This window comes from Streptosporangium sp. NBC_01755, from assembly GCF_035917995.1.
Taxonomy (GTDB): domain Bacteria; phylum Actinomycetota; class Actinomycetes; order Streptosporangiales; family Streptosporangiaceae; genus Streptosporangium.
This window is the reverse complement of record NZ_CP109131.1, coordinates 8,115,245-8,142,157: the sequence shown is the minus strand read 5'-3', so window position 1 is coordinate 8,142,157 and position 26,913 is coordinate 8,115,245. Positions and strand designations below refer to the sequence as shown.

Here is a 26,913-nt window from a genome sequence, read left to right as displayed (position 1 = left end):
TGATCCGTTGGAACAGGTCGGGGCTGCGCCGTGCCGTGGGCTCTCGCTGATCGGTGTGGAGTGGTTCGATGAGCTTGTCCAGGCGTGAGATGGTCGCCGGGCTGGGTGTGCTGGGCCTGCCCCTCGCCCCGCGGCCGCCGGTCCCGCCCTCAGCGGAGCCCCGATCGACGGCCGCCGCCCTACCGGTCGTTCCCGCCGGTGTCGCTCCCGAGCGGCTCGCCCGGGACGAGGGCTTCTGGAACACCGTGGCGCGGCAGTACCGGGTCAGCCGGGATTTCGTCAACCTGGAGAACGGCTACTACGGGATCATGCCCGAGCCGGTGCGCCGCGCCTACCATCGCAACACCGACCACCTCAACGAGGTGAGTTCCTACCTGCTGCGCAACACCTACAAAGGGCAGGCGGACCAGGTCAGGAAACGCATCGCGACCATGCTCGGAGTCTCCATGGAGGAGATCGCGCTCACCCGTGGCGGTACCGAGGCCCTGCAACTGCTGATCGCCGGCTATCTGCGGCTGCGCCCCGGCGATTCGGTGATGTACGCCGACCTGGACTACCACAGCATGCAGTACTCCATGAACTGGCTGCGCGACCGGCGCGGCGTCCGGGTGGAGCGGCTGGTCATCCCCGAGCCGGCGACCCGCCAGGCGGTGCTGGACGCCTACGCCCAGGCGTTCCGCGAGCATCCTCGGGTCAGGCTGCTGCTGCTCAGCCACATGAACAACCGCACCGGGCTGGTGGTGCCCGTGCGTGAGATCGCCGCGATGGCCCGCGAGCGAGGCATCGACGTGATCGTCGACGCCGCTCACTCCTGGGGGCACCTGGACTTCACCCTGGGCGACCTGGACGCGGACTTCGCCGGGTTCTCCCTGCACAAGTGGATGGGTATGCCGCTGGGAGCGGGGTTCCTCTACATCCGCAAGGATCGCCTGGCCGACATCGACGTCGCCTTCGGCGACGAGACCTTCCCGCGTGACGACATCCGTTCCCGGGTGCACGCCGGCACCCTGAACGTCGCCCCCGTCCTGACCGCCGACGCCGCTCTGGACTTCCACGACACCTTGGGCGCCGCCGCCAAGCAGGCACGGCTGCGCTTCCTGCGCGACCGCTGGGTGGGCCAGGTGCTCGACATCGACAACCTGGAGATCCTCACCCCCGAGGAGCCCGCCATGTACGGCACGATCACCGCGTTCCGGATCACCGGGCGTACCTCCGAAGCCGAGAACGTCGCGATCGCCACCGACCTGATGAAGCGGTACCGGATCTTCACCGTCAACCGCGGCGGCCCGGCCAGAGGCTCCTGCGTGCGGGTGACACCGGCGCTCTTCAGCACCTGTGACGACGTCGACCTGCTGGCCGTGGCGGTGCGTGACATCGCGGGGCGGATGCGCGGCTGAAGGTCTTCGCGGTCTGGAACATCGCCGGCACCGCCAACGCCTGCCACTCCTGCGCCGACCTGCGGCGCTGACCCGTTCCCCGACCCGCTCCCGCTCCCGCTCCCGCTCCCGTTCCCCGACCCGCTCTCGCCGCGGCCCGGTGGGAGCGGGACGGGTCCGGTCATCCCGGCCGCCACTCGTGTTTCCCGCAGTGGGCGAGTGACCCGGCCGTGCCCTCCGGGGCCCTGCCCTGCCGGGCGGCGCGCAGGGCGTCGGCGAACCGGGCGAGGTCCAGTTCCCTGGCGGGCAGGTCACCGTTGACCACCGCGCGGGCGCATCCGCGAAACACCTCACTGAAAGCGGAGTAGTAGGAGTACTGCGGCCGCGATTCGGCCTTGCACAGGGCCTGGTGGATCTTCCCGGCCAGCTCCTGAAGCATGGGGGCGGTGATCTCAGGGTTCTCACCGAAAGGTCCGGCGGCGCTGTCCGCCCCCGCCGTGGGACTCACTCCCGCCCTCGTCGTGCAGTCTTTTCTCCCGGAGAAGCCCGTTTCCGTCCCGGGGGAGGTGGACAGCTGGTCGCAGGTGCGCGGGTCGCGCCGGTACTCCTCGTAGACGGACTCGAGCACGGGCGGATAGCCGCTGCAGGCGAACAGCCGAGCCTGGGCCTGGTGGCCGGTCAGGAAGTCGATGAGCATCCGTGCTTTTTCTGGATTGTCGGAGTGTGCGGAGATCGCCAGGTTGAAACCACCGAGGATGCCGACGCCGGGGAGTGCGGCCATGCCGAAGCGCAGGCGCCGGTGGCCGTCGTACATCGAGCGGTCTGTGGCCAGGCGGTGGAACGCGAACGGCCAGTTGCGCATGTAGGCCGCCTCCTCGTCGCGGAACGCCTGCAGGCTGCTCTCCTTCGCGGAGTCCTTCGGGCCTCGCGCGAGGAATCCGTCCCTGAAGGCGTCGAAGGTGTCCTGCTTGGAGAAGTTCTCCGCCCCGCGTGTCAGGGTGCCGTTCTCCAGCAGCGCTCGCCAGCGCGCGAGCGCCTCGCGCACCCGCTCGCCGTGTACTCCCTCGTCCGCCACGATCCGGTCACCGTCGGTGATCCTTCCGCCGGCGGACCGGACCGCCTCCAGCAGGTTGACGGTGCCCCCCTCGTAGTCGCCGAGCTGTACGGCGTACCCGCCGTTCGCGGCGGCGTACTTCCAGAGCTGCTCCGTCGTGGTGGGCACGGGCACGCCGCGGCGGTGGAACAGCAGGGGCACGTCGGTGACGAAGGGCACCGCGTACTGGACGCCGTCCACCCGGCCCGTCTTCAGGTGACAGGGTTTCGGGGACGGTGCCTTGGCATGAGATGAGCGGGGAGCGGCTTTTCCCGGCTCGGCTCTGGCCGCGTCAGATCCTAATCCGAAGGTCCGTCGAATGCGGCGGATACCTTGATTTCGCTGTCTTTTTTATCGAAACTAAACATTGATTCGGACACGCGGTATTCTGCTCGGCTTATAGCCGCATTTAGTGACAGGGGAAGCGTTTGCGGCAAACCACTGTCCGCGGCCTGGCCGTGCGCGGCGGCCCTCTGGGAGGGCCCTGGCCGCTGAGGGGCGTGGCCGGCCCGGCCGGCGACTCGAAAGAGATGGCCGAGGGTGATCGTGGCGACACGGAAAAAGATCTTCGTTGAATGTGAGTCGGAATGGCCGGTGTCGGTGCTGCGGACATAGCAGCGCAAAGCGTGAAACACGGCTTTCTGTGCGCGCGTTAATTACCTGAACCTCGGTGATTCAACTCAGCGGCAATGGGGAACAGATATCGTGCGTCCAGGGTTCCCAGCGCCCGTCGGGGCAGGGGTAAGCACTGTCGAGGTGATCGTTGGCTCGTCGCACAAAAAAACTCGCCGATATGGCAACGGCACTTCTGGTAATTGTTGGAATCCTGGTCGGACTGCCAGTTGGAATGGTCGGAGAATATTTCCCGGAAACGGTGGCCGAGCACCGGATAACATGGGTCGCGATTTTCGGATTGACCGCCTTCCTCATCGTCCTGCTGACCCGGCTGACGCCGGGACTGGTGAAGTCGCGCGCTCGCGGCGGGCTCTTCCAGGCGCCCGAGAGGAAGGCGGGGTGGGTCCGCAGAACCGAGTTGGACGATGTGGTCTCCACCCTGACGATGAGGAGTTCGGGAACGGTCGGCCTGACCACCGGCATCGCGGGGGCGGGCGGTTTCGGTAAGACGTCCCTGGCCGTGGAGGCGTGTCACAGCGGAGAGGTAAGGAAGCGGTTCAAGGACGGCGTCATATGGGTCACCGTGGGTCGCGACCGCGCCGGTGTCGACATCGCGGCGCTGGCCAACGACGTCACGGAGGCCGTGACGGGCAGCCGGCCGGAGTTCTCCAGTCCCGAGCAGGCCGGCCACCGGATGGCCGAGATCCTGGCGGAGCGGGGCCAGGTGCTGCTGGTGGTCGACGACGTGTGGAGCCTGTCGCAGCTGAGACCCTTCCTGGCCGCGGCCGTGCGGTCCCGGGTGCTGGTGACGACCCGCCTGCCCAGAGCCCTTCCCCCGAACGCGATCGCGATGATCGTCGACGAGATGGCGCCGCGGGTGGCCGTCCAGTTGCTGAGCCGCGGGCTACCGCCGATGAACCCCGGCGTCGTCAACAGCCTGATGGGCCTGACGGGAAGATGGCCACTGCTCCTGGACCTCGTCAACGCGCGCCTGCGGGACGAGCACGGCAGCGGGATGAACGCCGACGTCGCCGCCCGCCGGGCGGTCGAGCGGCTCGGCCGGGCCGGACCCGCCGTCCTGGACGTCACCATCCCCCGCCGGCGGGAGACCGCGGTGCGCGTGACGGTCGAGTACGGCCTCGAAGCTCTCGGCGCGTTCGACCGTGCTCGCTTCCTTGAGCTGGGTGTCTTCCCACAGGACGCCGACATACCGGTCGGCACCGTCGAGCTTCTCTGGCGCGCCACCGCCGGACTGACCTCCGAGCAGACCGAGCATCTCTGCGCGAGGCTGCACGACCTGTCACTGATCGGCAGGCAGCAGGCTGAGGGAACGGTGCCGTCGATCACCGTCCACGACGTCATCCGTTCCCACCTCCGCTCGGAGTACGGGCTGGGAAGAGAACGCGTCGAGGCGGCCAACCGGGACTTCCTCGACGAGGCCCGAAACCTGGTACCCGGCGACGACCCCGCGGCGGACGCCGAATGGTGGAGGCTTCCCGGGGAAGTGCCCTACCTCTGGGACCACCTGCTGTTCCACCTCGCCGAGGGGAGAAGACATCGGGAGCTGGAATCGCTCCTGCACGACGTGCGATGGTTCGTCACCCGGATACGCGCGTCCGGGGTGGCCGCGGCGGAGTCGGATCTGCTGCTGTCGACCTCCCGCTCCGTCGCCGGGGTCCGGCAGCTGATCGCCCGGAGCACCCACCTGCTCGCCCCCTTCGAATCGGATGCCGTCTCCACCGCGAACCTGCTGGCCCGTCTGTACGCGTTCCCGCCGATGCGGGCGTCGATCGAGCGCTACAGCCAGGAGACCGAGACTCCCTTCCTGAGAACCCGCTGGCCGCTGCCCGACATCGGTGCCACCTGCCTTTTGAGAACACTGACCTCGACGACGAAACGGCTGAGGGACGTGTCGATCACACCGGACGGATCGAGATTCGTCGTCCACGGCCGCGACGGTGTGCAGGTATGGAAGACCGACGGCACTACCCGGACAACGCTGGCCACGCACAAGAAGCCGGTTCACGAGGTCGCCGCCGCGCCGGACGGCTCATGGCTGGTGACCCGTTCCGGACGCCGGAGGGTGCAGGTCTGGGGGATCGACGGCACCCAGAAGGCGCTCCTGGAGAACGGCCTCGGCAGGCTTGCCGGGATGGTGGCCGCGCCGGACGGCTCGTGGCTGGCGACCCTCTCCGCGAGGGGAAGGGTCGCCCTGTGGAACGCCGACGGGAGCAGGCGTGCCGTCCTGAAGAGCGGGATCGGCAGGCTTGCCGGGATGGTGGCCGCGCCGGACGGCTCGTGGCTGGCCACCTTCTCCGCGAGGGGAAGGGTCGCCCTGTGGGACCCCGACGGGAAGAAGCGCCTGACCCTCAGGAGCCAGGTCCGGGTGAGAACCAAGTCGCGAACCCTGAGGGACGCCCTGCTGATGCGCGGCTGGAACCAGGAGAACGAGAAGGTCTCCGGCCGCAGCAGACCGATACGCGAGGTCTCCAGGATGGCCGTCTCGCCTGACGGCGGCTGGCTGGCGACCCTGTCCGGAGATGGGAGCGTGCGCCTGTGGGGAGTCGACGGCGACGAGCGGGCCGTCCTGACCGGGCACACCGGAGCGGCACCCGGGATACGCATCGCCCCCGACGGCACCTGGCTGGCCACTTGGACGTCCACCGGCCCGGTCCGTCTGTGGGAGTCCGACGGCAGGCAGCGGGCCGTCCTGACCGGGCATGCCGATCCGGTGCGTCAGGTGGTGATCGCCCCTGACGGCGGCTGGCTGGCGACCCTCTCCGAAGATCGGAGCGTGCGTCTGTGGGAGTCCGACGGCAGGCAGCGGGCCGTCCTGACCGGGCATGCCGATCCGGTGCGTCAGGTGGTGATCGCCCCTGACGGCGGCTGGCTGGCGACCCTCTCGGGGGAACAGAGCGTGCGGTTGTGGGAGTCCGGCGGCAGCGAACGGGCAGCTCTGACCGGGCATGCCGATCCGGTGCGTCAGGTGGTGATCGCCCCTGACGGCGGCTGGCTGGCCGCCTGCTCGCAGGACGGGGAGATCCGGATCTGGCAGTCGGAGCGCCCCGGGCGGCAGAGCCGCAGGGGCCGGACCGGGATGGTGCGCCGGGTGACGATCTCCCCCGAGGGGAGCTGGATCGCCACACACTCCGGCGACGGGTCGGTGAAGCTCTGGAACGGGGACAGGATAGAAGGGGCGACCCTCACCGTTCCCATCGAGGCCGGCCATTACGGCACGATCTCGCCGGACAAGACCTGGCTGGCCGTCTGGTCCGGCGATCACGTGATCCGGATACGCGGAGCCGGTGGCCGCAGGCGGGCCATTCCGACGGAGCACACCGGACGTGTGCGAGGAGTGGCGATCGCCCCCGACAGCACCTGGCTGGCCACCTGGTCGGCCGACCGGACCGTACGGCTCTGGGGCGCGGGCGGCAGCAGGAGGGCGGTGCTGACCGGTCACACCGGGCCGGTGCGCGAGGTGGTGATCGCCCCCGACAGCACCTGGCTGGCCACCTGCTCGGAAGACGGCACCGCGCGTGTCTGGTGGGCCGACGGCACCGAGCGGGCCGTCCTGATCGCGAACGTCCGGGCGACCGCGCACCTCCTCATCTCACCGGACGGCGCCTGGCTCGCCACCCTGTCCATCTACGGAAAAATCCAACTCTGGAAACCGGACGGCCGGCGGTACGCCACCCTGAAAAGCAGGGTGGAGGCCATGGACGAGATCACCGTGGCCCCCAACGGCAGGTGGTTCGCCATCGTCTCGGTCAACGGGGCGGCGGGCCTGTGGGGAGCCGACGGAAAGCTGCGGGCCTCGCTCAAGGGATGCCCGGGGGCGGCACGGCAGGTGGCGATCGCCCCCGACGGCACCTGGCTGGCCGCCTGCTTCGAGAACGGCGCCGCACGCGTGTGGTCGGCCGGCGGCAGGGACCGGGCGACGCTGCCCACCGGCCTGGGAAAGATCCGCGGCGTGGCCGTCTCCCCGGACAGCAACCTGCTCGCCACCTGCTCCGACGACGGCACCATCCGGCTGTGGGACAGGTACGGAGAGTCGGTCGGCGCCGGCACCCGCGTCGAGGCGGGCCTCAACTGCCTGGCCTGGTTCCCCACCGGCTTCGGCCTGGCGGCAGGCGGCGACCAGGGCCTGTACGGCTTCGACCTCTACCCGCCACCCGCCTGAACCAGGGGCGAACGGCTTTCGGCGGAGGTGATCGCGGCGCAGGCTGGATCAACGGAAGGTAGAGGTCCGGTGGAGCACGACGGTGGAGATACGCCCGGCCACCTCGGCGACCAGCGGCCCATAGGAGGCGCGAGTGGTCTCGTCGAAGCGGGTGATCGGGCCGCAGATGGAGACCGAGCCGAACACCGTGCCGTCCGAGCGGAGTACGGCCGCCGCCACACTGCCGGCGGCCGACTGGCGTTCGCCGGCGCTCTCGGCGTGGCCCAGGCGGCGGATCCGCCCGACCTCCGCCAGCAGGGCTTCCAGGCGCCCGCGTATTACACGGGATACGACTTCCACCGCCAGGACGGCGGCATCTGGCGCGACGACCGCGGCGCGCTCGTCTACGCCCTCGGCGCCCGTCTCGTGCACGCGGGCCGGCGTGCGCCCTCGGCTCTGCACGACGCTCTGACCGCCGCGATCCCCGAGGATCTCGCGCCGCGCCGGGTGATCGATATGGGCTGCGGGTTCGGCAAGACCACCTTCTCCCTGGCCCGCCGCTATCCCGACGCCCAGGTCTCCGGTGTGGACCTGTCGCTGCCCGTGCTGCGGCTCGGCCGCAAGATGGCGACCGAGGAGGGACTGGCCGTCGACTGGGTTCAGGCGGACGCCGAGGCGCTGCCCGGCCCCGAGGGAGGCTCGGACCTCGTGGTGGTCTCGATGGTGCTGCACGAGATGCCGCTCTCGTCCGTCGAAGGGGCCATGCGTGAGGCCAGGCGGGTGCTGCGGCCAGGCGGGGTGTTCGTCGCCCTGGAGACCAGGTTGATCGGCGACCCGTTCCGCGACGTGCTCGGCGCCTACCACAGCGAGATCACCGGCGAGCCGTACATCAATGCCTTCCGGGCGCGTGAGTTCGGTTCCTTCGCCCGCGCGGCGGGCTTCGACGACGTGACCGTGCGCGGTTTCGCCCCGCCCGGCGCGCCGGAAAAGGTGGACCGGCACATTTGGTCCACTCCGTGGGCGCTGCTCACCGCCCGTAATTAGGCGCGAACCAATGAACGAACGAGACGATGAGAAAGGCGCAGCGGTGAATTTGCCGAGAGGGGACGCCGAGAGTGATCGACTTGATCTCGCCGGGGTCGAGCCCCCGCGCCCGCAGTGCCAGGGCCGCGTCGATGGCGGTGTGGGTGAAGTGGTTGGCCGGGTACGGCTTGAAGAAGATGCCGGGTACGGCCCATGCGGTGCCCAGGCCGCAGGTGATCTCCTCGGCGTCGAACTCGCCGCGCAGGAAGGCGGTGAAGAAGCCGAACCTGCCTTCGAGGACGGTCGGCGGCCCGGTGATGCCCCGCTGGACGAGCTGGGTCGCCGTCACCCCGGAGTGCGCGGCCCAGCCGCAGTGCGTGCGCTTGACCGTGCCGCCGGTGCGGTTGGCCTCGATGATCCCCGAGGACATGGTTGGCCAGCGCCGCGAGCGCGGCGGGCACGGGCTCGGGCTCGCCGATCACGTGGCTGTCGCGCCGCCCGCCCTGGTCGGTGACATATCCGAGCACCGCCTGGCTGGAGGGCAGGCCCCTGGCCGCCAGGCACAGGCCGAGGATGTCGAGGACCCGGCTGCGGACGCTGTCGGTCACATCGGGGGGCAGTTCGTCGTAGCGGCAGGCCGCCGCGAAAGCGGCGATCCGCTCCGCGAGGGTCTTCTCACTCACCGATTTCTCCAGAGATTGTTCCGATATTTGTAACCTTGTACCACTATGCGGACCGGGGGCAAGGTGGCCACTAGATCACACCCTGGTCCCGGAGCCCGCTCAGTTCCCCGGCCGACATGCCGAGGCGTTCGCCGTACACCTCGTCGTTGTGCGCGCCGAGCGCCGGCCCGGTCCACCGGATCGAGCCTGGCGTCCGTGACAGGCGGAACAAGACGTTCTGCATTCTGATCGGCCCGAAGTCGGGGTCCTCGACCGTGGTGATCGAGTCCAGCGCCTGGTACTGCGGGTCGGCGAAGACGTCGCGGATGTCATAGATCGGGGCGACCGCCGCCTCGGCCTTCTCGAAGGCCGAGACCACCTCGGCGACATCGCGGGCGGCGATCCAGTCGCCCACGTGGGCGTCCAGTTCGTCGCCGTGCTCGGCGCGGCTCTTGCCACCCTTGAACCACGGCTCGTCGATGACCTCGGGATGGCCGACGAGGCGCATCACCCGCTCGGCGATGTTCTGGGAGGAGGTCGAGACCGCCACCCATTTGCCGTCGCGGGTCTTGTAGGTGTTGCGCGGGGCGTTGTTGATCGAGCGGTTGCCGGTGCGCGACGGCACCTCGCCGAGCTGGTCGAACGCGAGGGGCTGCGGGCCGAGGATGGTCAGCAGTGGCTCGATGATCGCGAGGTCCACCACCTGGCCCTGGCCGGAGCCGTGGTCGCGGTGGTAGAGCGCCATGGTGATGGCGTTGGCGCAGACCAGGGCCGATATGCCGTCCGCCAGGCCGAAGGGCGGCAGGGTCGGCGGGCCGTCGGGCTCGCCGGTGATCGCCGCGAAGCCGCTCATCGACTCGGCCAGCGTGCCGAAGCCGGGCCGCCGGGAATAGGGCCCCTCCTGTCCGAACCCGGTGACCCGGGCGATGACCAGGCCGGGGTTGATCGCGTGAAGCTCGGCGGGGGACAGGCCCCAGCGCTCCAGCGTGCCGGGCCGGAAGTTCTCGATCAGCACATCGGCCTGCTCCACCAGCCGACGCAGCAGCTCGACCCCCTCGGGCCGGCCGAAGTCGCAGGTCACCGCCCTCTTGTTGCGGGAGAGCATCTTCCACCAGAGCCCCACGCCATCTTTGGCCGGGCCGTGCGATCGCGAGGGGTCGCCCTTGGCCGGGTGCTCGACCTTGATGACGTCCGCACCGTAGTCGCCGAGGATCGTGGCGGCGAGTGGTCCGGCGAAAAGGGTGGCGATGTCAAGGACGACGACGCCGTCCAGAGGGCCACTGGCCATGTTGGGCCTCCTAATGTTCCTTTTTTTGGAATATTGTTCCGAAATATACTGAGATGCTGATGGCGTGCACGACGCGCGGCCCGATGCGAAGATCTGTTGAGCCCCTGTGAAAACGGAGTCAGCCCATGTCCGAAGACGACCCGGCCCAGCCCACGAGTCAGACGGCATCGACGGTCGAGCGGGCGGCCGACGTGCTCGTGCTGTTCGCCGAGTCGGCCACGCCTACCCTGGGCGTCACCGAGATCGCCGACCGGCTGTCCCTCTCCAAGGCCGCCGTGCACCGGATCCTCGCCTCGCTGCGCAGCCGTCAGCTGATCGAGCTGGACGAGGAGACGCGCAGATACTCGCTCGGCGTGATGTCGATGCGACTTGGCCTCGCCTACCTCGACCGTATCGATATCCGGGGCGTCGCCGCCCCGGAGCTCGCGGCGCTGTCGGCCGAGACCGGGGAGACCGCGACGCTCTCGGTGCGCAGCGGCAAGGGCCGGATCTACGTGGAGCAGGTCACCCCCGCACGCGAGGTCCGCATGTCGGTGACGCTCGGTGTGCCGTATCCCCTGCACATCGGGGCCTCCTCCAAGGTATTCCTCGCCTTCCTGCCGGACGCCGAGCGCGACGGCTATCTCTCGCGGCACGCTTCCGGCGAGCAGACCACGCTGCGGGAGCAGCTGGAGCACATCCGCCAGGTGGGTTACGCGGTCTCCTACGGTGAGCGCCAGCCCGGCGCGGGCTCGGTGGCGGCCCCGGTCTTCGACCACGCGGGGCGCCCGCTCGCCGTCATCAGCGTCTGCGGACCTCTTGAGCGGTTCAGGAGCGAGGCCGACGGCTGTGCCGACGCGCTGGTCAAGGCCACCGCTCGCGTCTCCGGCCGACTGGGGTACATGTCCTGATCCGCGGCTCACGGTCTAGAGCACCGGTCAAGTAAGGACCAAGCGGTGTCCGGCCTTCGGGTAAACCCCGGGTCGCAACAGGTCGGCCTGGCCGCATCTGGTGTTGATCAACGCTCCGTGCGGTTACTTGACCGGCTCTCTAGGCCAAGGCGGACGTCTCGACGACGGCCAGTGCCATCTTGAACCCGGGATGGTTCGGCGAGGTGGGCATGCCAGGCTCCAGCGGCTGGGATAAGTCGAAGATCCGCACTCCTCGCCGGGTGATGTCCAGCAGCCCGCCGGGCATTGTCGATCTCTCGTGCGCCATGTCCCTCGTGCTCAAGACTCAGCTCGGCCATGACCGGTTTCTCCTTATTTGGGGGGTATGCCCTTTCGGTCTGGCACGGATGGGCTCAAATATGAAACACTGTTCCTATAAGAGGGACGGTCGGGCTAAGAGGAGCGGCTGGGTTAGGAGGAGCGGTTTAATTAACTTCCGGGGGTGAGGACTCGCACACGCTCGTCGCCCTGTTCAGCGGCCTGGCGCAGGTGCTGCCCGCCGAGGGCCTGGCACGTGCTGCCCGCCGAGGGCCTGGTCGGCGAGGAGTTCCCGTGTCAGCGCGCCACTGGGCCGCCGGAGCTCACCGCACTGCTCGTCGGGTACCCGCCGGACCGGGTGGCCGCTCTTGCAGTGAGCCCGGCCGGTGCCTCACGGACCAGACGCCTCCCACACCTCGTATGCGATGCTGACGTCGCTCAAGCACGGTGCTTCCCGGCCACGAGGCTCAGGGGCAGGGACGCTCCCCATGGGTTCGATGCGAGAAAGTCGCAGATTGCGGGGTAAGTGTGTCGGTCGGAGGGAATTCGCAGACGGCGAGGGGAGAGCCACGGCTGTACGGTCGGATGATCGTGCTGGCCGCGGTGGTCCTTCTCGCGGACCAGGCTTCGAAGGTCTGGGCGATCTCGGCGCTTTCGGGCGGCGAACGCATCCCGGTGATCTCACAGCTGATCCAGCTACGGCTGCTGTACAACCCCGGTGCTGCGTTCTCGATCGGGACGGGGGCGACGTGGGTGTTCGCCCTGGCGGCGGCCGTCACGGTCGCCGGCATCCTGTACGCCGGGCGGCGGCTACGCTCGCCTGCCTGGACCGTCGCGCTGGGTGGGCTCCTGGGCGGCGCCTTCTCCCACCTACTCGACCGCCTCTTGCGTTCCCCCGGGTTCGGCCGGGGTCATGTCGTCGACTTCATCGACTATGGCGGACTGTTCGTCGGTAATGTCGCCGACATCGCTCTCGTGGGAAGCTGTGCCCTGCTCGTGCTGCTCAGCCTGCGTGACGTCCCCCTCGGGGGCATAGCCGACAAGGGGCATGCCTGAACCACGTCCTCGATTCTCGTCGGGGACTCCGCTGGTCAGGACGGTTCGGATCGGTGTTTCGAGGCTGCCCCGGGCGAGTCGTGGGGTGATGGTGACCTTCAGTTCACCCGGCACCTGCGGGCCGCCTGCATGTCATGTGGTGGCGTGTCTGCTCCTAAACTCCAAGGTGTGACGAAATACCTTGATGTGCATCCGGACGATCCGCAGCCTCGGCTGATCCACCAGGTGGTCGAGCTTTTGCGCGCGGACGGGCTGATCGCGTACCCGACGGACTCGTGCTACGCACTGGGATGCCGACTGGGCAACAAGGAGGGCATCGACCGGATCAGGGAGATCCGCCAACTGGGCAGTGACCACCACTTCACCCTTGTCTGCGGGGACTTCGCCCAGTTCGGCCAGTTCGTTCATGTGAGCAATGCGCTGTTCCGCTCGGTCAAGGCGGCGACACCCGGCGGATACACGTTCATCCTGCCCGCGACCAAGGAGGTGCCGCGACGGTTGCTGCACCCCCGGAAGAAGACGGTCGGCGTTCGGATCCCCGACCACGTCATCACACAGGCGCTACTGGCCGAGCTCGGCGAACCGCTGCTGTCGAGCACCCTGCTGCTGCCCGATGAGACCGAGCCCCTGACGCAGGGCTGGGAGATCAAGGAGAGGCTCGACCACGTGGTGGACGCCGTCATCGACTCAGGCGAGTGCGGAGCCACCCCGACGACGGTCGTCGACCTTTCGCAGGGCGAGGCTGAGATCCTCCGCCGGGGCACCGGAGACCCGTCCCTCTTCGAGTAAGGCGACCGGCACCATTCGTCCCATGTCTCACAAGAGTTTGACAGAGAGGGTGATGGAGGCCAGAGCGTTGGCCGCGTGAGCATACAGCTCGTTGTGCCCGGCCTGGTCAGCATGTTCGAGAGCGTCGATGGCGTAGGCATGGGCAGCGGTCGAGTTGCCCAGTTCGTGAGCCAGCCAGGCGAGCTCCTGCGAGAGCCAACCGGCGTACACGTACAGCTCGCGACTTTCCTTGAGCGTGTGCAGGCTGCGGATGAGCTGATCTATCCGTTGTCGGTAGGCGTGGGCCACTGTGAACATGTCGGCGGGTGAACTGCGGTTGACGTTTGTGGCGATGTCGGTGATCACGACCTCAAGATGATCCAAGGTGCTCTGCCCGACAGCGGACTGGTCGGCGCGGCGGGTGAATTCCATGGCCTCGTCGGCGGCGTCGCCCAGGACTCGTCCCATCGCGGCGGCCAGGCCGACTCTGAGCACGTCTCGGCGGTTCGTAGGATCACCTTCTCCCTCGACAGGTTGGTGCTCGGGTACCGCGCAGATGTCACGGTGGCCGGGTGAGTGGCTGCGAATTCCCACTGTCTCGACCGCACGGGCTCCTACGAGTCGGTCGACGTATCGGCCGTTCCCGATGAGACGATCTTCCCGGGACCGGCTTCCAAGACCGTGGAGTTCCATTCCGAGCCGTTCCGGGCGATGATCTGGTGGACATCGGCACCCTCCGGAGCCTTCCAGATCGTCCAGCGGCGCCAGTCCGGCTGGGTCGACTGGGGGACGAACGGCGAGAACGAATGCCCGGAACTCCCGGGGGGCGTCGAGATCAAGACCGCGTACGGCATGTTCAAGAACTTCTGGAGAGACGTGGCAGACCAGCTCGAAACCCCTCCCACGGTGACGACGGCCCATCCGGGATCGGCGACCCGCGTGCCGGGCGGCACGCCGTGATCAGCGTCATCGGCGAGTCGGTCGTCGACATGGTCGCCGAGGACGACGGCCGGACCTACACCGGGCATCCGGGCGGCAGCCCGCTCAACGTCGCGGTCGGTCTGGCCCGCCTGGGCGACCCCACCGCGTTCGTCGCCCGCCTCTCCTCGGGGGTGCTGGGCCAGACGCTGCGCGCGCACGCCGCGGCGAACGGGGTGGACCTGCGCTGGGCGGTCACGGCGAGCGAGCCGGCCACCCTCGCCATCGTCTCCGTCGACGAGGCGGGCCAGGCCGCCTACGACTTCTACGTCGAGGGCACCGCCGACTGGCAGTGGCGGGACGGTGAGCCGCACCTGCCGGCGGAGACCCAGGTGGTCCACACCGGGTCGGTGGCCGCCTGGCGGCCGCCCGGCGGTGACCGGATCGCCGACGCCGTCGCGCGGGCAAGGGCCGAAGGCCGCGTACTGATCAGCTACGACCCGAACATCCGGCCCGCCCTGCTCGGCGACCCGGTCTCCGCGCGTCCACTCGTCGAGCGGTATGTGACCCTCGCCCACGTGGTCAAGGCGAGCGAGGAGGACCTGGGCTGGCTCTACCCGGAGCGGCAGGCGAGCGAGGTGGCCGAGGGATGGCTGGCCCTGGGCCCCGACCTGGTGGTGGTCACCTACGGTGGTGAGGGCTGCCTGGGGCTGACCCGAGGCGGCCACGCGCTCCGGCGACCGGCGATCCCGGTCCAGGTGGTGGACACCGTCGGTGCCGGAGACGCCTTCACCGCCGGCCTGCTCGACGGGCTGCTGCGGGGCGGTCGTGCCACCCCGGCCCTGATCGGCGAGTTGTCCGAGGCGGAACTGGTCGGCATCCTCGACCGGGCGACCATCGTGGCGGGCCTCACCTGCAGGCGCGCCGGAGCGAACCCGCCGACCCGCGCCGAACTGGAGGCCGCCGGTTGGGCGACGACCGTCCAGAGGACCTTCAGCTGAGAGCCTTCTCCAACTGCGCCTTGCTCATGGTCGAGCGGCCCTTGACGCCGCGGCGCCTGGCCTCCGCGTAGAGCTGCTCCTTGGTACGGCCTCCGGCCCCGGAGTGCGAGCGCAGTCCGCCGCGCCGGGACGAGGAGATGTCCTGGGTCGAGGTACGGCTCGCCGTCCGGGACTCCCCGGCGCGGGCACGTTCCTTGTTGACCGTCCGGGCCGCGATCTCCTCGGCCCGGCTCTTCTTCTCCCCGCGCCGCAGCGCGCTCTCCTTGACGCGCTTGTACTGCCGCTCGCGCTTGGAACTGGAACCACGCGGCATGGCGATCACCTCTTCGCATCGTTCACTTATGCCTTACCACTCCGCTACCCGCGCCGTCCCGCCTGACACCGGTATCACCGCCGTCCCAGACCGACTTTTGACGATGACCATTCCGCGCACGGAGACGTGAAGAACTCTCGCTACGTGATCAACACATAGTCAGTCACCGGACGTGCGAACGCCCGAGGTCGGTTGCCGGATGCAGGCCACCGGGTGCCCCGTGCCCCGTTCGATCAACGCCGGTGGGTGCTCCGCGCAGGCGTCGACGGCTTGCCGGCACCGGGGACGGAACGAGCAGCCGCTGAGCGACTTCATCGGGCTTGGTGGATCGCCGCGCAGGATGATCCGCTCACCCCGGTGGTGCGGATCCGGTACCGGCGCCGCAGACAACAGAGCACGCGTGTAGGGGTGTGACGGCTGCTCGAAGATCTCGGGTGCCGTGCCGATCTCCACGATTTTTCCCAGGTACATGACCGCGACCCGGTGCGAGATGTGCCGCACCACGGCGAGGTCGTGCGCGATGAAGACGTAGGCCAACCCGAGGTCGCGCTGCAGTTGCCGGAGCAGGTTGATGATCTGAGCCTGGATCGACACGTCCAGTGCGGACACCGGCTCATCGCACACAAGGACATCGGGACGCAGCGCGAGGGCACGTGCGATGCCGATGCGCTGCCGCTGCCCACCGGAGAACTGATGCGGGTACCGGTCGATGTGTTCGGGGTTGAGCCCGACCGTCTTCAGCAGCTCCCGCACCCGGCGGCGCCGGTCGGTCGGTGCCGGCTCGCGGTGCACCGCGAACGGCTCCGCGATGATCTGGCCGACCGTCATCCGGGGATCCAGCGACGAGTACGGATCCTGGAAGACGATCTGCACCTGGCGGCGCAGGTCGCGCAGTTCCCGCCCGCGCAACGCCGCGATGTCGGTACCCCGATACCGGATGTGCCCATCGGTCGGCTGCTCCAGCCGGATGAGCAGCTTCGCGAGGGTCGACTTGCCGCACCCGGACTCGCCGACGATGCCCAGCGTTTCCCCCGCCCGCAACTCGAAGGACACGCCGTCGACCGCCTTGAGCACGCCGGCCGACCGCTTGATGATCTGCCCCCGGCGTATCGGGTAGTGCTTGGTCACTCCCTCGACCGCCAGCAGCTCCTCGCCCGTCACGACGCGCTCCGGCGAGGCCGGCCGATGACGAACCGGATATCCATACCGGTGACCACGTGGGCGTGGATGGCGACGTCCGACCCGTCGAGGTCGGTCGGCACCGGGTACCGGAACAGCTCGCGCCGCCCGGCGGCGCCGCGCAGGGGAGAGGACATCAGCGTCACATCCTTTCGACAGTCAGGTGCAGGCAGGCGGCGAGGTGCCCGGCGGACACCTGGCGCAGGTCGGGCTCGCTCTCGGCGCACTCGGCGGTACGGATCGCGCAGCGGGGCGCGAACGCGCAGCCGGCCGGCAGCGCGGTCATGGTCGGTGGCGAGCCGGGGATCGCCCACAGCTCGTCGTCGGCGGGCCGGTCCAGCCGGGGTATCGAGTCCAGCAGGCCACGGGTGTACGGCATGGCGGGGTGGTCGAAGACATCGACGGCGGTACCGGTCTCCACCAGCCGGCCCGCGTACATCACCGCGATCCGGTCCGCCACCTGGGCCACGATCCCCAGGTCATGGGTAATCAGCAGGATCGCCGCCCCGGTACGTTCCCGGACGGCGCGCAATGCCGCGAGCACCTGCGCCTGTACGGTCACGTCCAGCGCGGTGGTCGGCTCATCGGCGATGATGAGGTCCGGATCATTGGCGATCGCCATCGCGATCACCACCCGCTGGCGCATCCCGCCGGAGAACTGGTGCGGGTAGTCGCGCAGCCGGTTGCGGGCGTCGGGTACGCCGACGACATCCAGTAGTTCGACGGCCCGGTCGCGGGCAGCGGCCCAGGAACAACCCTGGTGTACCCGGACGGCCTCGGCCACCTGGTCGCCGATGGTGTGCACCGGGCTGAGCGAGGACATCGGGTCCTGGAACACCATCGCGACGCGCCGGCCGCGCAGCCGCCGGTACTGCGGCTCCGCCAACCCGATGACCTCCTGCCCGGCAAAGCGAATGGAACCGCTGACCGTGGCGGTGGGCGGCAACAGACCCATGATCGCGGCGGCGCTGACCGACTTGCCTGAGCCGGACTCCCCGACCAGGCCGACCACCTCGCCCCGGCGTAGGTCCAAGTCCAGCCGGCGGACCGCCGGCACGTCACCGCCGTCGGCTGCGAACACCACCCTCAGGTCCCGAATGGACAGCAACACCTCATCGGGTATCACGTCGGTGCGCTGCGCCGGCTGGGCCAGGTACCGGCGCCGACGCGGACCCCTCGTGTGCGCCGGGTCCAGCGCGTCACGCAGCCCGTCCCCGATGAAGTTGATCGACAGGGCGATCAGCAAGATGACCACACCCGGCGAGTAGAACAGCCAGGGCCGGGTACCCACCGCGGACTGGGCGTTGGCGATCAGCAGGCCGAGCGAGGTGTCCGGCGGCTGGACACCGAAGCCGATGAACGACAGCGCGGTCTCGGCGAGGATCGCGCCGGCGACCAGGATGGTCACCGACACGATGATCGGACCGGCCACGTTGGGCAGGATGTGCGAGGCCATGATCCGGACGTTGGACGCGCCGAGCGAACGGGCGGCCGCCACGAACTCGCGTTCCCGCAGGCCGAGCACGACCCCCCGGACCACCCGGGCCACCGTGGTCCACATCAGGGCGGCGAGCACCGCGGCGATGAGGAACCAGCCGCTCTCGCCGGCGAAGTTGTGCCCGAGCACAGCGGCGACCGCGATTGTCGGGACGGTGAGGAACAGATCCACCACCCGCATCAGCACCGCGTCGGTGCGGCCTCGGTAGAAGCCGGCGACGATGCCGGTCACGGTGCCGATCAAGGCCGCACCCAGGGCCACGCTCAGCGCGATGAGCAGCGACTGCTGGGTACCGCGCATCACCTGAGCCAGCAGGTCGTGACCGAGCGAGTCGGTACCCAGTGGGTGGGTCGCCGACGGCGGCTGCGAGTTGTCCGGGGTGATCTGGTCGTACCGGTAGTGCCACAGCAGCGGTCCGACAAAGGCGAACAGCGCGACGAGCACGAGCACCACGAGCGAGACGACGGCGAGCCGGTGCCGGCGGAACCGGGCGATGACGGTGCGCCACTGGCCGGGCTCGGCACCGGCCGCGGGCATCGGTGAGGATTCAGCGGACACTACGGATCCTCGGGTCGAGAGTGGCGTACAAGATGTCGGCGAGCAGGTTGAACACCACCACCGCCAGGGCCGCCACGAGCAGCCAGGCCATCACGGCGTTGACATCCCGCGCGTTGATGGACGACAGCAGGTAGTCGCCCATGCCCCGCCACTGGAAGACCGTTTCGGTGATCACCGCGCCGGCGAACACCGCGGTGAAGTCCAGCGCGATGATCGTGATCAGTGGGGTGAGCGCGGTGCGCAGCGCGTACTTGCGCAGCACCGTGCGCCGTGGCAGTCCCTTGGCGGTGGCCAGCTTGACGTAGTCGCTGTTGAGGACCTCGAGCATGGACGAGCGCTGGAACCGGCTCCACACCGCGAAATGGATCAGCACCAGGGTGATGGTCGGCAGGATCATGTGCCCGGCGATATCGGCTATCTGTGCGCCGAGGGTAGGCGGTGGTGGCACAGACCTGTCGCCGATCATGTAGAAGGTCTCCGTGCCGGTCGCCCGGTTGAACTGGATGCCGCCCTGCTTGAGCAGGATCGCCAGCCAGAACGACGGCATCGCCAGGAACAGGAAGCCGGCCGAGGTGAACAGATAGTCCAGCCAGGAGTACTGGCGGACCGCGCTGACGACCCCGACCAGGATCGCCAGCACGGCCGCGATCAGCATCGCGATGAGCACGAAGCGCATGGTCATGCCCAGGCGCGTGCCGATCTCCGTGGCAATGTGGGCGTTGCGGTTGACCGACGGACCGAAGTCGCCCTGCACGACTCCGGTCAGCCAGTGCCAGTACCGCTCCAGCACGGAGTGGTCCAACCCGAGCCGCGTTTCCTCGGCGGCGATCGTTTCCGGCGGCACCGGTGGTTGACGCTCCCGGAGCTCGGCCAGCGGGTCACCCGACCCGGCGACTGTGAGGAAGATGAGGAACGTCGACACGAGCAGCACCGGGATGGCGACCAGCAGCCGCCTCAGGGCGAAGCCCAAGATCTCCATGAGGAATCTCCGCGCTCGTTATCCGTTAGCCTTCGCCGCCGGTGATCTTCCGGATCCGGCCCCAGTGCCAGAACGGCACCCGGAAGTCGATCTGGTCGGCCCACCCGGAGAACTCGTTGCTGCGTAGCAGGTAGATGCAGTACCAGAAGAGCGGGATCACGCTGACGTCGCGCGCCCACACCTCCTGCAGCCGCCAGTAGTGCGCGATCCGCTCGTCCTGGTCGATGGTGCTCCGGGCGGCGGCATAGCAGGCGTCGGCGTTCGGGTTCGACAACTTCAGGTGGTTGCGCTGCCCATCGGTGGCCAGCCGGCTGGCGGTGATGTCCGGGTCGGGCATCATGTTGCCGCCGCTGATCGTCAGGTCGAAGTCGCCGATCGACATCCTGTGCGGCCAGAACAGACAGGACGGCGGGACGATCCGACTCGACGGCCGCGTACTGAGTGGTCGCCCGGGGCGCCGCAGCCGGATGGGTCTGGCGCGCACGTTCCAGCAGCCGCAGGTCGCCGATGACCTGACCCTTGCCGAGAACATCAGCGTCGGCCTCGCCGGGAGGGAGCTGCCCGGCCTGCTCCGGATCCTGTCCCGGATGGGGCGCGACCTCTTCCTCCCCGCCCGGCGGCTCGACCCGCGCGTGCGGGCCGCCGCCGAATCCGTCGGTCTGGAGCAGCTCGACCGGCTGGTGGGCGGTGTCTCCTTCGGCGAGATGCGCCTCGTCGAGGTCGCGCGGGCGCTGGTCGCCGAACCGGCCCTGATGATCCTGGACGAGCCGTTCCCCGGTGTGGGTGACCGAGGTCTCGAGTCGACCCTGGCCGCACTCCGCGGGCTCCGCGAGGCCGGTCACAGCGTGCTGCTCGTGGACCACAACATCGACGTGGTCCTCGACCTGGCCGACCAGGTCAGCCTCCTCGCCAACGGGCGGATCGCGTTCGAGGGGACGCCAGAGGCGTGCCGGTCGAGCCAGGTCTTCAGGAACGTCTACCTGGGGGAGGTCCCTGCATGAACAGCACATCACGCCTCGAGGCAGAGAACCTCGTCGTCACCTACGGCCGGGCGCGCGCCGTGGAGGGGGTGAGCTTCACGCTCATCCCCGGCAGTACCACGGCCCTGATCGGACCCAACGGCGCCGGCAAGTCCAGCGTGCTGCACGCGCTGGTCGGATCCGTCCGCGGTGCCTCCGGGCACGTCCGCATCGGAGGTGACTCCCTTGACGGGCTGGACCCCAATGGGCGCGCCGCACGAGGGCTGACCCTCGTGCCCCAGGGGCGCCACGTGTTCAAGACACTCACCGTCGAGGAGAACCTCGCGGTCATCGCCGACTCCCAGCGGCTTGATCGCAGCACGGTCGACGAGGCGCTGAACCGCTTCCCCATTCTGAGGCAGCGGCGCAAGATCCATGCCGGGCTGCTCAGCGGCGGCGAGCAGCAGATGCTCGCCATCGCCCGCGCACTCATGTCGAAGCCGCGGGTACTCCTCCTCGACGAGCCTGCCCTGGGCCTTGCGCCGGGCATCGTCGACGAGCTGATGTCCACTGTCGCGGCGGTGGCCGGGGCGGGGGCCGCCGTACTGATCACGGAACCCTCCACCGCCACCCTCCGCACGCACATCGACCATGGTCTGGTGCTGCAGCGCGGCCGCCTCGTCGGCAGGTGCGGGGGGGAAGAGCTGGCCGAGACCTACCACCGCGCCCTGGGCAGGCACGTCTGACCGGGACACCAAAACCGGCCGAGACCTACCACCGCGCCCTGGGCAGGCACGTCTGACCGGGACACCAAAACGCGCAGCGCGACAGGGCTGCGAGGAACATCCACAGAAAGCAGAGAAAGTCATGGCGCTCGCCATCAACGGAGTGAACATCGCGGTCAAGGACCTGGCCGCGGCGACCGAGAAGTATGAGCAGTTGTTCGGGGTGAAGGGCGAGTACGTCGGAGAGGGCGGCTTCGCCTTCCCCGGTCTCAAGGGGACCAGACTCGACATCGGCGGCTTCGTCGTCAACCTGATAACCTCCGACGTCGAGGACACCTCGGTGAGCCGGTTCCTCGAGCGCAAGGGTGAGGGCTTGTTCCTCCTCTCGGTCAAGGTCAACGACATCGACAAGGCAGTGCAGGCAGTGTCGGAGCAGGGGATGTCACCGCTACTCGAGAAGTCCGCCCGCGGCTCCTACGGCGCCGTCAACTTCGTCCACCCGCGCGACATGAACGGCGTGCAGCTCGAGCTGATCGAGCTCCCCTGACAGATTCGCACCGGCCGTCCATCGGGGCCGCCCGGGCGGCCCATCGGCGCTCGGCGAAGCGGAGAGGCGGTTCGGCGCACGCGGTCAGGCGCGTACCCGCGCACGCCGACCGGCTGCGCGAGGCCGGTCACCACGCAGAGGAGGAGCCAGAATGTCGGTCCGGAACACAGTGATGCGCGAACGCATCACCAGCGCTGCAGCCCGGCTGTTCCAGTCCGAGGCATCGGCGGCGTGAGCATGCAGGAGGTCGCCAAGGAGGTTGGTCTCTCGAAGGCTGCGCTCTACCACTACTACGACAGCCGTAACGACCTGCTGCGCCACCTCTTCGGCGACTGGGCACGCCGTGAGCTGGAAGGGGCGCGCAAGATTGCGGAGTCTGAGGCTGACCCCGGAGCCAAACTCACCCAGTTCATCACGCTCCACCTCAACTCGATCGCCGACAACCTCGACCTCTACTCGCTCTCCTTCCGTGAGGAGGAGCAGTTGCCCGACGACGTGCGTGAGGAGTTCCGTGGCCTCAAGCACGAGAACGACCTCCTGGTACGTCAGATCATCCGGGAGGGCGTCGAGGCGGGTGCCTTCGAGCCGGTCGACGAAACGCTCACCGTCTTCGCCATCATCGGCATGTGCAACTGGCTGTGGAAGTGGTATCGCCCCGATGGTGCCAAGCGGCCTGACGAGATCGCCGAGACTTTCTCCCACCTCGTCCTCCGCGGGCTCATGTCGACCGATCACGAGCTCGCCGCCCACGCCGATCAGGGTGAGGCCCCGATGGCCGCGGCGACCTAGCAGGTGAGGGTGACGTCTTCATCTCCGCCGGTGTCGAGACCGTCAGTCGCTTCGGCAAGGGCATGGCCGACGACATGCTCGACACCCACAACCCCGTCATGGGCGGGGCGGAGCAGCGTACGGCCGCACTTGCCGAGGGGGCCGCACCTGGGTCGACCCGCGCGAGCAGGGACTGCTGCCCGATCTCTACATCGCCATGGGACAGACCGCCGAGAACGTCGCCCAGCACACCGGCGTGAGCCGCGACGACCAGGACGAGTTCGCCCTGCGCAGTCAAAACCGCGCCGAGAAGGCCATCGCCAACGGCTTCTTCGCCCGCGAGATCACCCCGGTCACCCTCCCCGACGGGTCGACCGTCTCCGCCGACGACTGCCCCCGCGCGGGCGTCACCAAGGAAGCCGTCGCCGGCCTCAAGCCCGTGTTCCGCCCCGACGGCACCGTCACCGCGGGCAACTGCTGCCCGCTGAACGACGGCGCTGCCGCACTGGTCATCATGAGCGACACCAAGGCCGCCGAGCTGGGGCTCACCCCGCTGGCTCGTATCGTCGCCACCGGCGTGTCCGGTCTCTCACCCGAGATCATGGGGCTCGGTCCGGTGGAGGCCAGCCGGCGCGCTCTTGCGCTCGCGGGCATGACCATCGACGACATGGACCTGGTCGAGATCAACGAGGCGTTCGCCGCCCAGGTGATTCCGTCGGCGCGCCAGTTGGGTATCGACTTCGACAAGCTCAACGTCAACGGTGGTGCGATCGCACTGGGGCACCCCTTTGGCATGACCGGCGCCCGGATCACCACCACGCTGCTCAACGCGCTACAGGAGCGGGATAAGCAGTTCGGCCTCGAGACGATGTGTGTCGGTGGCGGCCAGGGCATGGCGATGATCCTGGAGCGACTGTCGTGAACGCACTCACCTTCGACTTCACCGGCCGCACCGTGCTCGTCACCGGGGCCGCCCGCGGCATCGGACGTGCCATCGGCGAGTTCTTCGTGGCAGCCAAGGCGGACGTGTACCTGCTCGACTTCGACGAGGCCGAGGTCAAGACCGCCGCCGACGAGATCGGGGCACGGGCGATCTGCTGCGACGTCTCGCAGACCGACTCGGTGGAGGCTGCTGTCGAGCAGGTCGTCCGCTCCACCGGCCGCATCGACGTACTCGTCAACAACGCCGGCATCCTGCGCGACCGGGTCCTGTGGAAACTCAGTGACGACGATTGGGAGCAGGTGCTCGCAGTGCACGCGGGCGGCACCTTCCGGATGACCCGGGCCTGCGTGCCGCATTTCCGCGAGGGCGGCTTCGGACGGGTCATCAACGTCACCTCCTACAGCGGCCTTCACGGCAACACCGGCCAGGCCAACTACGCGACGGCCAAGGCGGGCATCCTGGGCTTCACCCGCACCGCGGCCAAGGAGCTCGCGCGCTTCGGCATCACCGTGAATGCCATCTCGCCCAACGCCGAGACCCGGATGATCTCCTCGATACCCGAGGAGAAGAAGGCCGAGATCGCCGCCACCATCCCCATGGGCCGTTTCGCCGACCCCGGTGAGATGGCCGCAGCCATCGGCTTCCTCGCGTCGCCGGAGGCCGGCTACATCACCGGTGCGGTCCTGCCGGTGGACGGAGGGCTGTCGATGTGACCGCCCGACGACTCGAAGGCCGGACCGCGCTGGTCACCGGCGCCAGCCGCGGCATCGGTCTCGCCATCGCCCACCGGCTCGTCGACGAGGGCGCTCGAGTCTGCATCACCGCCCGCAAGGAGACGGCGCTCAAGGAGGCCGTCGAGGAGCTTGGCCCTGACGTCGCCTTCCACGTCGCCGGCTCCGCCGCCGACCCCGATCACCAGCAGGAGGCCATCGACCGCGCTGTCGAACGGTGGGGCGGTCTCGACCTGCTGGTGAACAACACCGGCATCAACCCGGCATACGGCTCACTGCTTGAGCTTGAGGATTCCGCGGCGCGCAAGATATTCGAAGTCAATCTCCTCGGCACGCTCGGTTGGACACGCCGGGCCTGGCATACGGTGCTCGCCGACCGGGGAGGTGCCGTGGTCAACGTCGCCTCCGTCGCCGGTCTCCGTCCCGCCGGCGGAATCGGCTTCTACGGCGCGACCAAGGCAGCCCTGATGCACCTCACCCAGCAGCTCGCCGTCGAGCTCTCGCCGACCGTGCGGGTCAACGCCGTCGCGCCCGCCGTCGTCCGCACCCGCTTCGCCACCGCACTCTTCGAGGGCAAGGAGGACGAGGTCACCGCCGCCTATCCGGTCGGACGCCTCGGCGAGCCCGAGGACATCGCCGCAGCCGTGGCCTACCTCGGCTCCGACGACGCCGCCTGGACGACCGGCCAGACCCTCGTGCTCGACGGAGGCCTCACTCTCAACGGAGGAGTCTGATGACCACCCTTGACGACACCGCCAGCTGAGGGAGCACCACCGTGGAACATGAGCTGCTGTCACGACGAGACCTCGACTTCCTGCTGTACGACTGGCTCGACGTCGAGTCCCTGACCCGATGCGAACGCTTCGCCGACCACTCTCGCGACACCTTCGACGCCGTCCTCGACCTCTCCCAGGAGCTCGCGGCCGAGCAGTTCGCCACCCACAACGCCGCTAGCGACCGCACCGAGCCGGTCTTCGACGGCGAGACCGTCACCGTCATCCCCGAGGTCGGCCAGGCGCTCAAGGCGTTCGCCGACTCTGGGCTGATTGCCGCGGCCATGGACGCCGACGCCGGTGGCATCCAGCTGCCCTACATCGTGCACCAGGCATGCTTCGCGTGGTTCCAGGCCGCCAACATCGCCACCGCCGCATACCCCATGCTCACCATGGCCAACGCCAATCTGCTCCAGGCGCATGCCTCCCCCGAGCAGGTCGCGAGGTTCGTGCCGCCCATGCTCGAAGGACGCTGGTTCGGCACCATGTGCCTCTCCGAGCCGCAGGCCGGCTCCTCACTCGCCGACGTGGCGACCCGGGCCGTGCCGCAGGGCGACGGCACCTATCGCCTCTTCGGCAACAAGATGTGGATCTCCGGCGGCGAGCACGAGATGGGCGACAACATCGTCCACCTCGTGCTCGCCCGCGTCGAAGGCGCACCCACCGGGGTCAAGGGGCTCTCGCTCTTCGCCGTACCCAAGCGGCTGGTCGGCGCCGACGGTGAGTTCGGCGAGCGCAACGACGTCGTGCTCGCCGGCATCAACCACAAGATGGGCTACCGCGGCACCGTCAACACGGTGCTCAACTTCGGTGAGGGACGACATCGCCCCGGCGGCTCCGCCGGTGCCGTCGGCGAGCTCGTCGGCGACCAGGGACGCGGGCTCGCCGTCATGTTCCACATGATGAACGAGGCCCGCATCGGCGTCGGCGCAGGCGCCGTCGCGCTCGGCTACGCCGGTTATCGCACCGCACTCGCCTATGCGAAGTCGCGTCGGCAGGGCCGACCGCTCGGCGCGAAGGACCCGTCGAGCGCCCCCGTGCCGATCATCCGGCACGCCGACGTGCGTAGGATGCTGCTCGCCTCGAAGTCCTACGTCGAGGGCGGGCTCGCGCTCGTGCTCTATGCCGCCCGCCTCGTCGACGAGCAGCGTACGGCCGAGACTCCTGCCGAGCGGGCGGCGGCCGGTGAGCTGCTCGACGTGCTCACCCCCATCGTCAAGAACTGGCCGTCGCAGTGGTGCCTCGCCGCCAACGACCTGGCCATCCAGGTGCACGGCGGCTACGGCTACACGCGCGAATATCCTGTCGAGCAGCTTTATCGCGACAACCGGCTCAACCTCATCCACGAGGGCACCCACGGCGTCCAGGCCCAGGATCTCCTCGGCCGCAAGCTCGTCATCGACGGGGGCCGCGGTCTGCGGGTCCTGCTCAAGGCCGTCGACGGCACCGTCACGCGTGCACGGGCCGCCGGGCTCGAGGTCTACGCCGATGCTCTCGCTGCGTACACCGCCGGGCTCGGCGACCTCGTCGGCGAGGTGTGGGCCGAGGGCAAGCCCGAAGAGGCGCTGGCAAATGCCTCGACGTTCCTCGAGGCCGCCGGCCACATCGTCGTCGCGTGGATCTGGCTTGAGCAGCTGGTCGCGGTGGGGGAGCGCGAGGGGGACTTCTTTGCCGGGAAGCGTGCTGCGGGGCGTTATTTCCTGACCCACGAGCTGCCGAAGGTCGGCCCGATGCTCGATCTCGTCGGCAGCGGGGACCAGCTGTTCAACGAGATCCGGGAGGCGTGGTTCTGAC

The 26,913-nt window shown here is 68.9% G+C and carries 27 protein-coding genes and 2 pseudogenes; 16 read left to right on the top strand and 13 right to left on the bottom strand.

Going from position 1 to position 26,913, the window contains the following annotated elements:
* Window positions 1-68: 68 nt before the first annotated feature.
* Window positions 69-1,397, top strand: coding sequence for an aminotransferase class V-fold PLP-dependent enzyme (locus tag OG884_RS37315; protein WP_326640819.1), 1,329 nt, complete (start codon window positions 69-71; stop codon window positions 1,395-1,397).
* A gap of 160 nt (window positions 1,398-1,557) precedes the next feature.
* Here the strand turns inward: OG884_RS37315 and OG884_RS37310 are convergent, their stop codons facing one another.
* A complete protein-coding gene (locus OG884_RS37310; RefSeq protein ID WP_326640817.1) occupies window positions 1,558-2,670 on the bottom strand; it encodes an extracellular solute-binding protein in 1,113 nt (370 codons plus the stop codon).
* A 712-nt stretch (window positions 2,671-3,382) separates the two neighbouring features.
* Here OG884_RS37310 and OG884_RS37305 point away from each other — a divergent pair.
* On the top strand, window positions 3,383-7,264 hold the full coding sequence (locus OG884_RS37305; RefSeq protein ID WP_326640815.1) for an NB-ARC domain-containing protein: 3,882 nt from the start codon (window positions 3,383-3,385) through the stop codon (window positions 7,262-7,264).
* 48 nt (window positions 7,265-7,312) lie between these two features.
* Here the strand turns inward: OG884_RS37305 and OG884_RS37300 are convergent, their stop codons facing one another.
* Window positions 7,313-7,603 carry an IclR family transcriptional regulator domain-containing protein gene (locus OG884_RS37300; protein ID WP_326640813.1) on the bottom strand — a complete coding sequence of 97 codons (291 nt, stop codon included), beginning with the start codon at window positions 7,601-7,603 and terminating at the stop codon, window positions 7,313-7,315.
* Between OG884_RS37300 and OG884_RS37295 the strand changes: the two genes are divergently transcribed.
* Complete coding sequence (locus tag OG884_RS37295; RefSeq protein ID WP_326640811.1) at window positions 7,523-8,287, top strand: class I SAM-dependent methyltransferase; 765 nt, start codon at window positions 7,523-7,525, stop codon at window positions 8,285-8,287. The genes OG884_RS37300 and OG884_RS37295 overlap by 81 nt on opposite strands.
* On the opposite strand, the gene OG884_RS37290 is transcribed toward OG884_RS37295, so the two are convergent.
* The 3 genes and pseudogenes from OG884_RS37290 to OG884_RS37280 form a co-directional block, all read right to left on the bottom strand.
* A complete protein-coding gene (locus OG884_RS37290; protein ID WP_326640809.1) occupies window positions 8,271-8,696 on the bottom strand; it encodes an MmgE/PrpD family protein in 426 nt (141 codons plus the stop codon). The genes OG884_RS37295 and OG884_RS37290 overlap by 17 nt on opposite strands.
* A 60-nt stretch (window positions 8,697-8,756) precedes the next feature.
* Window positions 8,757-8,874 (bottom strand): annotated as a pseudogene (locus OG884_RS37800) (hypothetical protein); the annotation flags it as partial.
* 145 nt (window positions 8,875-9,019) lie between these two features.
* The gene (locus tag OG884_RS37280) at window positions 9,020-10,216 is read right to left on the bottom strand and encodes a CaiB/BaiF CoA transferase family protein (protein WP_326640805.1); all 1,197 of its coding nucleotides are present in this window, start codon (window positions 10,214-10,216) and stop codon (window positions 9,020-9,022) included.
* A gap of 125 nt (window positions 10,217-10,341) precedes the next feature.
* On the opposite strand from OG884_RS37280, the gene OG884_RS37275 reads away from it, so the two are divergent.
* Window positions 10,342-11,106 carry an IclR family transcriptional regulator gene (locus OG884_RS37275; protein WP_326640804.1) on the top strand — a complete coding sequence of 255 codons (765 nt, stop codon included), beginning with the start codon at window positions 10,342-10,344 and terminating at the stop codon, window positions 11,104-11,106.
* 139 nt (window positions 11,107-11,245) lie between these two features.
* On the opposite strand, the gene OG884_RS37270 is transcribed toward OG884_RS37275, so the two are convergent.
* Window positions 11,246-11,413: a hypothetical protein gene (locus OG884_RS37270; protein WP_326640802.1), complete on the bottom strand. Its 168-nt coding sequence runs from the start codon at window positions 11,411-11,413 to the stop codon at window positions 11,246-11,248.
* A 575-nt stretch (window positions 11,414-11,988) separates the two neighbouring features.
* On the opposite strand from OG884_RS37270, the gene OG884_RS37265 reads away from it, so the two are divergent.
* Together OG884_RS37265 and OG884_RS37260 are read left to right on the top strand one after the other, a co-directional pair.
* Entirely contained in the window at window positions 11,989-12,459 is a 471-nt protein-coding gene (locus OG884_RS37265) for a signal peptidase II (RefSeq protein WP_326640801.1), read from the top strand.
* Between the two features lie 168 nt (window positions 12,460-12,627).
* Window positions 12,628-13,248: an L-threonylcarbamoyladenylate synthase gene (locus OG884_RS37260; RefSeq protein ID WP_326640800.1), complete on the top strand. Its 621-nt coding sequence runs from the start codon at window positions 12,628-12,630 to the stop codon at window positions 13,246-13,248.
* A gap of 27 nt (window positions 13,249-13,275) precedes the next feature.
* Here the strand turns inward: OG884_RS37260 and OG884_RS37255 are convergent, their stop codons facing one another.
* Window positions 13,276-13,722, bottom strand: coding sequence for a hypothetical protein (locus OG884_RS37255; RefSeq protein ID WP_326640797.1), 447 nt, complete (start codon window positions 13,720-13,722; stop codon window positions 13,276-13,278).
* Window positions 13,723-13,803: 81 nt separating this feature from the next.
* On the opposite strand from OG884_RS37255, the gene OG884_RS37250 reads away from it, so the two are divergent.
* A complete protein-coding gene (locus tag OG884_RS37250) occupies window positions 13,804-14,187 on the top strand; it encodes a hypothetical protein (RefSeq protein ID WP_326640795.1) in 384 nt (127 codons plus the stop codon).
* Window positions 14,184-15,146: a carbohydrate kinase family protein gene (locus OG884_RS37245; RefSeq protein WP_326640793.1), complete on the top strand. Its 963-nt coding sequence runs from the start codon at window positions 14,184-14,186 to the stop codon at window positions 15,144-15,146. Before OG884_RS37250 ends, OG884_RS37245 begins: the two co-directional genes overlap by 4 nt.
* Here the strand turns inward: OG884_RS37245 and OG884_RS37240 are convergent.
* The 6 genes from OG884_RS37240 to OG884_RS37215 form a co-directional block, all read right to left on the bottom strand.
* A complete protein-coding gene (locus OG884_RS37240) occupies window positions 15,139-15,459 on the bottom strand; it encodes a plasmid stabilization protein (protein ID WP_326640792.1) in 321 nt (106 codons plus the stop codon). The genes OG884_RS37245 and OG884_RS37240 overlap by 8 nt on opposite strands.
* A gap of 159 nt (window positions 15,460-15,618) precedes the next feature.
* Entirely contained in the window at window positions 15,619-16,620 is a 1,002-nt protein-coding gene (locus OG884_RS37235; protein WP_326640791.1) for an ABC transporter ATP-binding protein, read from the bottom strand.
* Window positions 16,617-16,775, bottom strand: coding sequence for a hypothetical protein (locus OG884_RS37230; RefSeq protein WP_326640789.1), 159 nt, complete (start codon window positions 16,773-16,775; stop codon window positions 16,617-16,619). Before OG884_RS37230 ends, OG884_RS37235 begins: the two co-directional genes overlap by 4 nt.
* Window positions 16,776-16,780: 5 nt before the next feature.
* On the bottom strand, window positions 16,781-18,694 hold the full coding sequence (locus OG884_RS37225; protein WP_326640787.1) for a dipeptide/oligopeptide/nickel ABC transporter permease/ATP-binding protein: 1,914 nt from the start codon (window positions 18,692-18,694) through the stop codon (window positions 16,781-16,783).
* The gene (locus tag OG884_RS37220) at window positions 18,684-19,667 is read right to left on the bottom strand and encodes an ABC transporter permease (protein WP_326647109.1); all 984 of its coding nucleotides are present in this window, start codon (window positions 19,665-19,667) and stop codon (window positions 18,684-18,686) included. Before OG884_RS37220 ends, OG884_RS37225 begins: the two co-directional genes overlap by 11 nt.
* A 31-nt stretch (window positions 19,668-19,698) precedes the next feature.
* Window positions 19,699-20,055: a hypothetical protein gene (locus OG884_RS37215; protein WP_326647122.1), complete on the bottom strand. Its 357-nt coding sequence runs from the start codon at window positions 20,053-20,055 to the stop codon at window positions 19,699-19,701.
* Between OG884_RS37215 and OG884_RS37210 the strand changes: the two genes are divergently transcribed.
* The 8 genes and pseudogenes from OG884_RS37210 to OG884_RS37175 all read left to right on the top strand — a co-directional run bounded on the left by OG884_RS37210 (window position 19,994) and on the right by OG884_RS37175 (window position 26,912).
* Complete coding sequence (locus tag OG884_RS37210) at window positions 19,994-20,674, top strand: ATP-binding cassette domain-containing protein (RefSeq protein ID WP_326640785.1); 681 nt, start codon at window positions 19,994-19,996, stop codon at window positions 20,672-20,674. The genes OG884_RS37215 and OG884_RS37210 overlap by 62 nt on opposite strands.
* Window positions 20,671-21,378, top strand: a complete 708-nt coding sequence (locus OG884_RS37205; protein WP_326640783.1) for an ABC transporter ATP-binding protein — start codon at window positions 20,671-20,673, stop codon at window positions 21,376-21,378. The genes OG884_RS37210 and OG884_RS37205 overlap by 4 nt, the downstream gene beginning before the upstream one ends.
* Window positions 21,379-21,499: 121 nt before the next feature.
* Window positions 21,500-21,904, top strand: coding sequence for a VOC family protein (locus OG884_RS37200; RefSeq protein WP_326640781.1), 405 nt, complete (start codon window positions 21,500-21,502; stop codon window positions 21,902-21,904).
* A 3-nt stretch (window positions 21,905-21,907) separates the two neighbouring features.
* Entirely contained in the window at window positions 21,908-22,693 is a 786-nt protein-coding gene (locus OG884_RS37195) for a TetR/AcrR family transcriptional regulator (RefSeq protein ID WP_326647108.1), read from the top strand.
* Window positions 22,693-23,594: pseudogene (locus tag OG884_RS37190) on the top strand (acetyl-CoA C-acyltransferase); the annotation flags it as partial. The gene OG884_RS37195 and the pseudogene OG884_RS37190, both read left to right, overlap by 1 nt.
* On the top strand, window positions 23,591-24,328 hold the full coding sequence (locus tag OG884_RS37185) for an SDR family oxidoreductase (protein WP_326640779.1): 738 nt from the start codon (window positions 23,591-23,593) through the stop codon (window positions 24,326-24,328). The pseudogene OG884_RS37190 and the gene OG884_RS37185, both read left to right, overlap by 4 nt.
* Complete coding sequence (locus OG884_RS37180; RefSeq protein WP_326640777.1) at window positions 24,325-25,080, top strand: SDR family oxidoreductase; 756 nt, start codon at window positions 24,325-24,327, stop codon at window positions 25,078-25,080. The genes OG884_RS37185 and OG884_RS37180 overlap by 4 nt, the downstream gene beginning before the upstream one ends.
* A gap of 41 nt (window positions 25,081-25,121) precedes the next feature.
* Complete coding sequence (locus tag OG884_RS37175; protein WP_326640775.1) at window positions 25,122-26,912, top strand: acyl-CoA dehydrogenase; 1,791 nt, start codon at window positions 25,122-25,124, stop codon at window positions 26,910-26,912.
* The last annotated feature ends 1 nt before the right edge of the window (window position 26,913 follow it).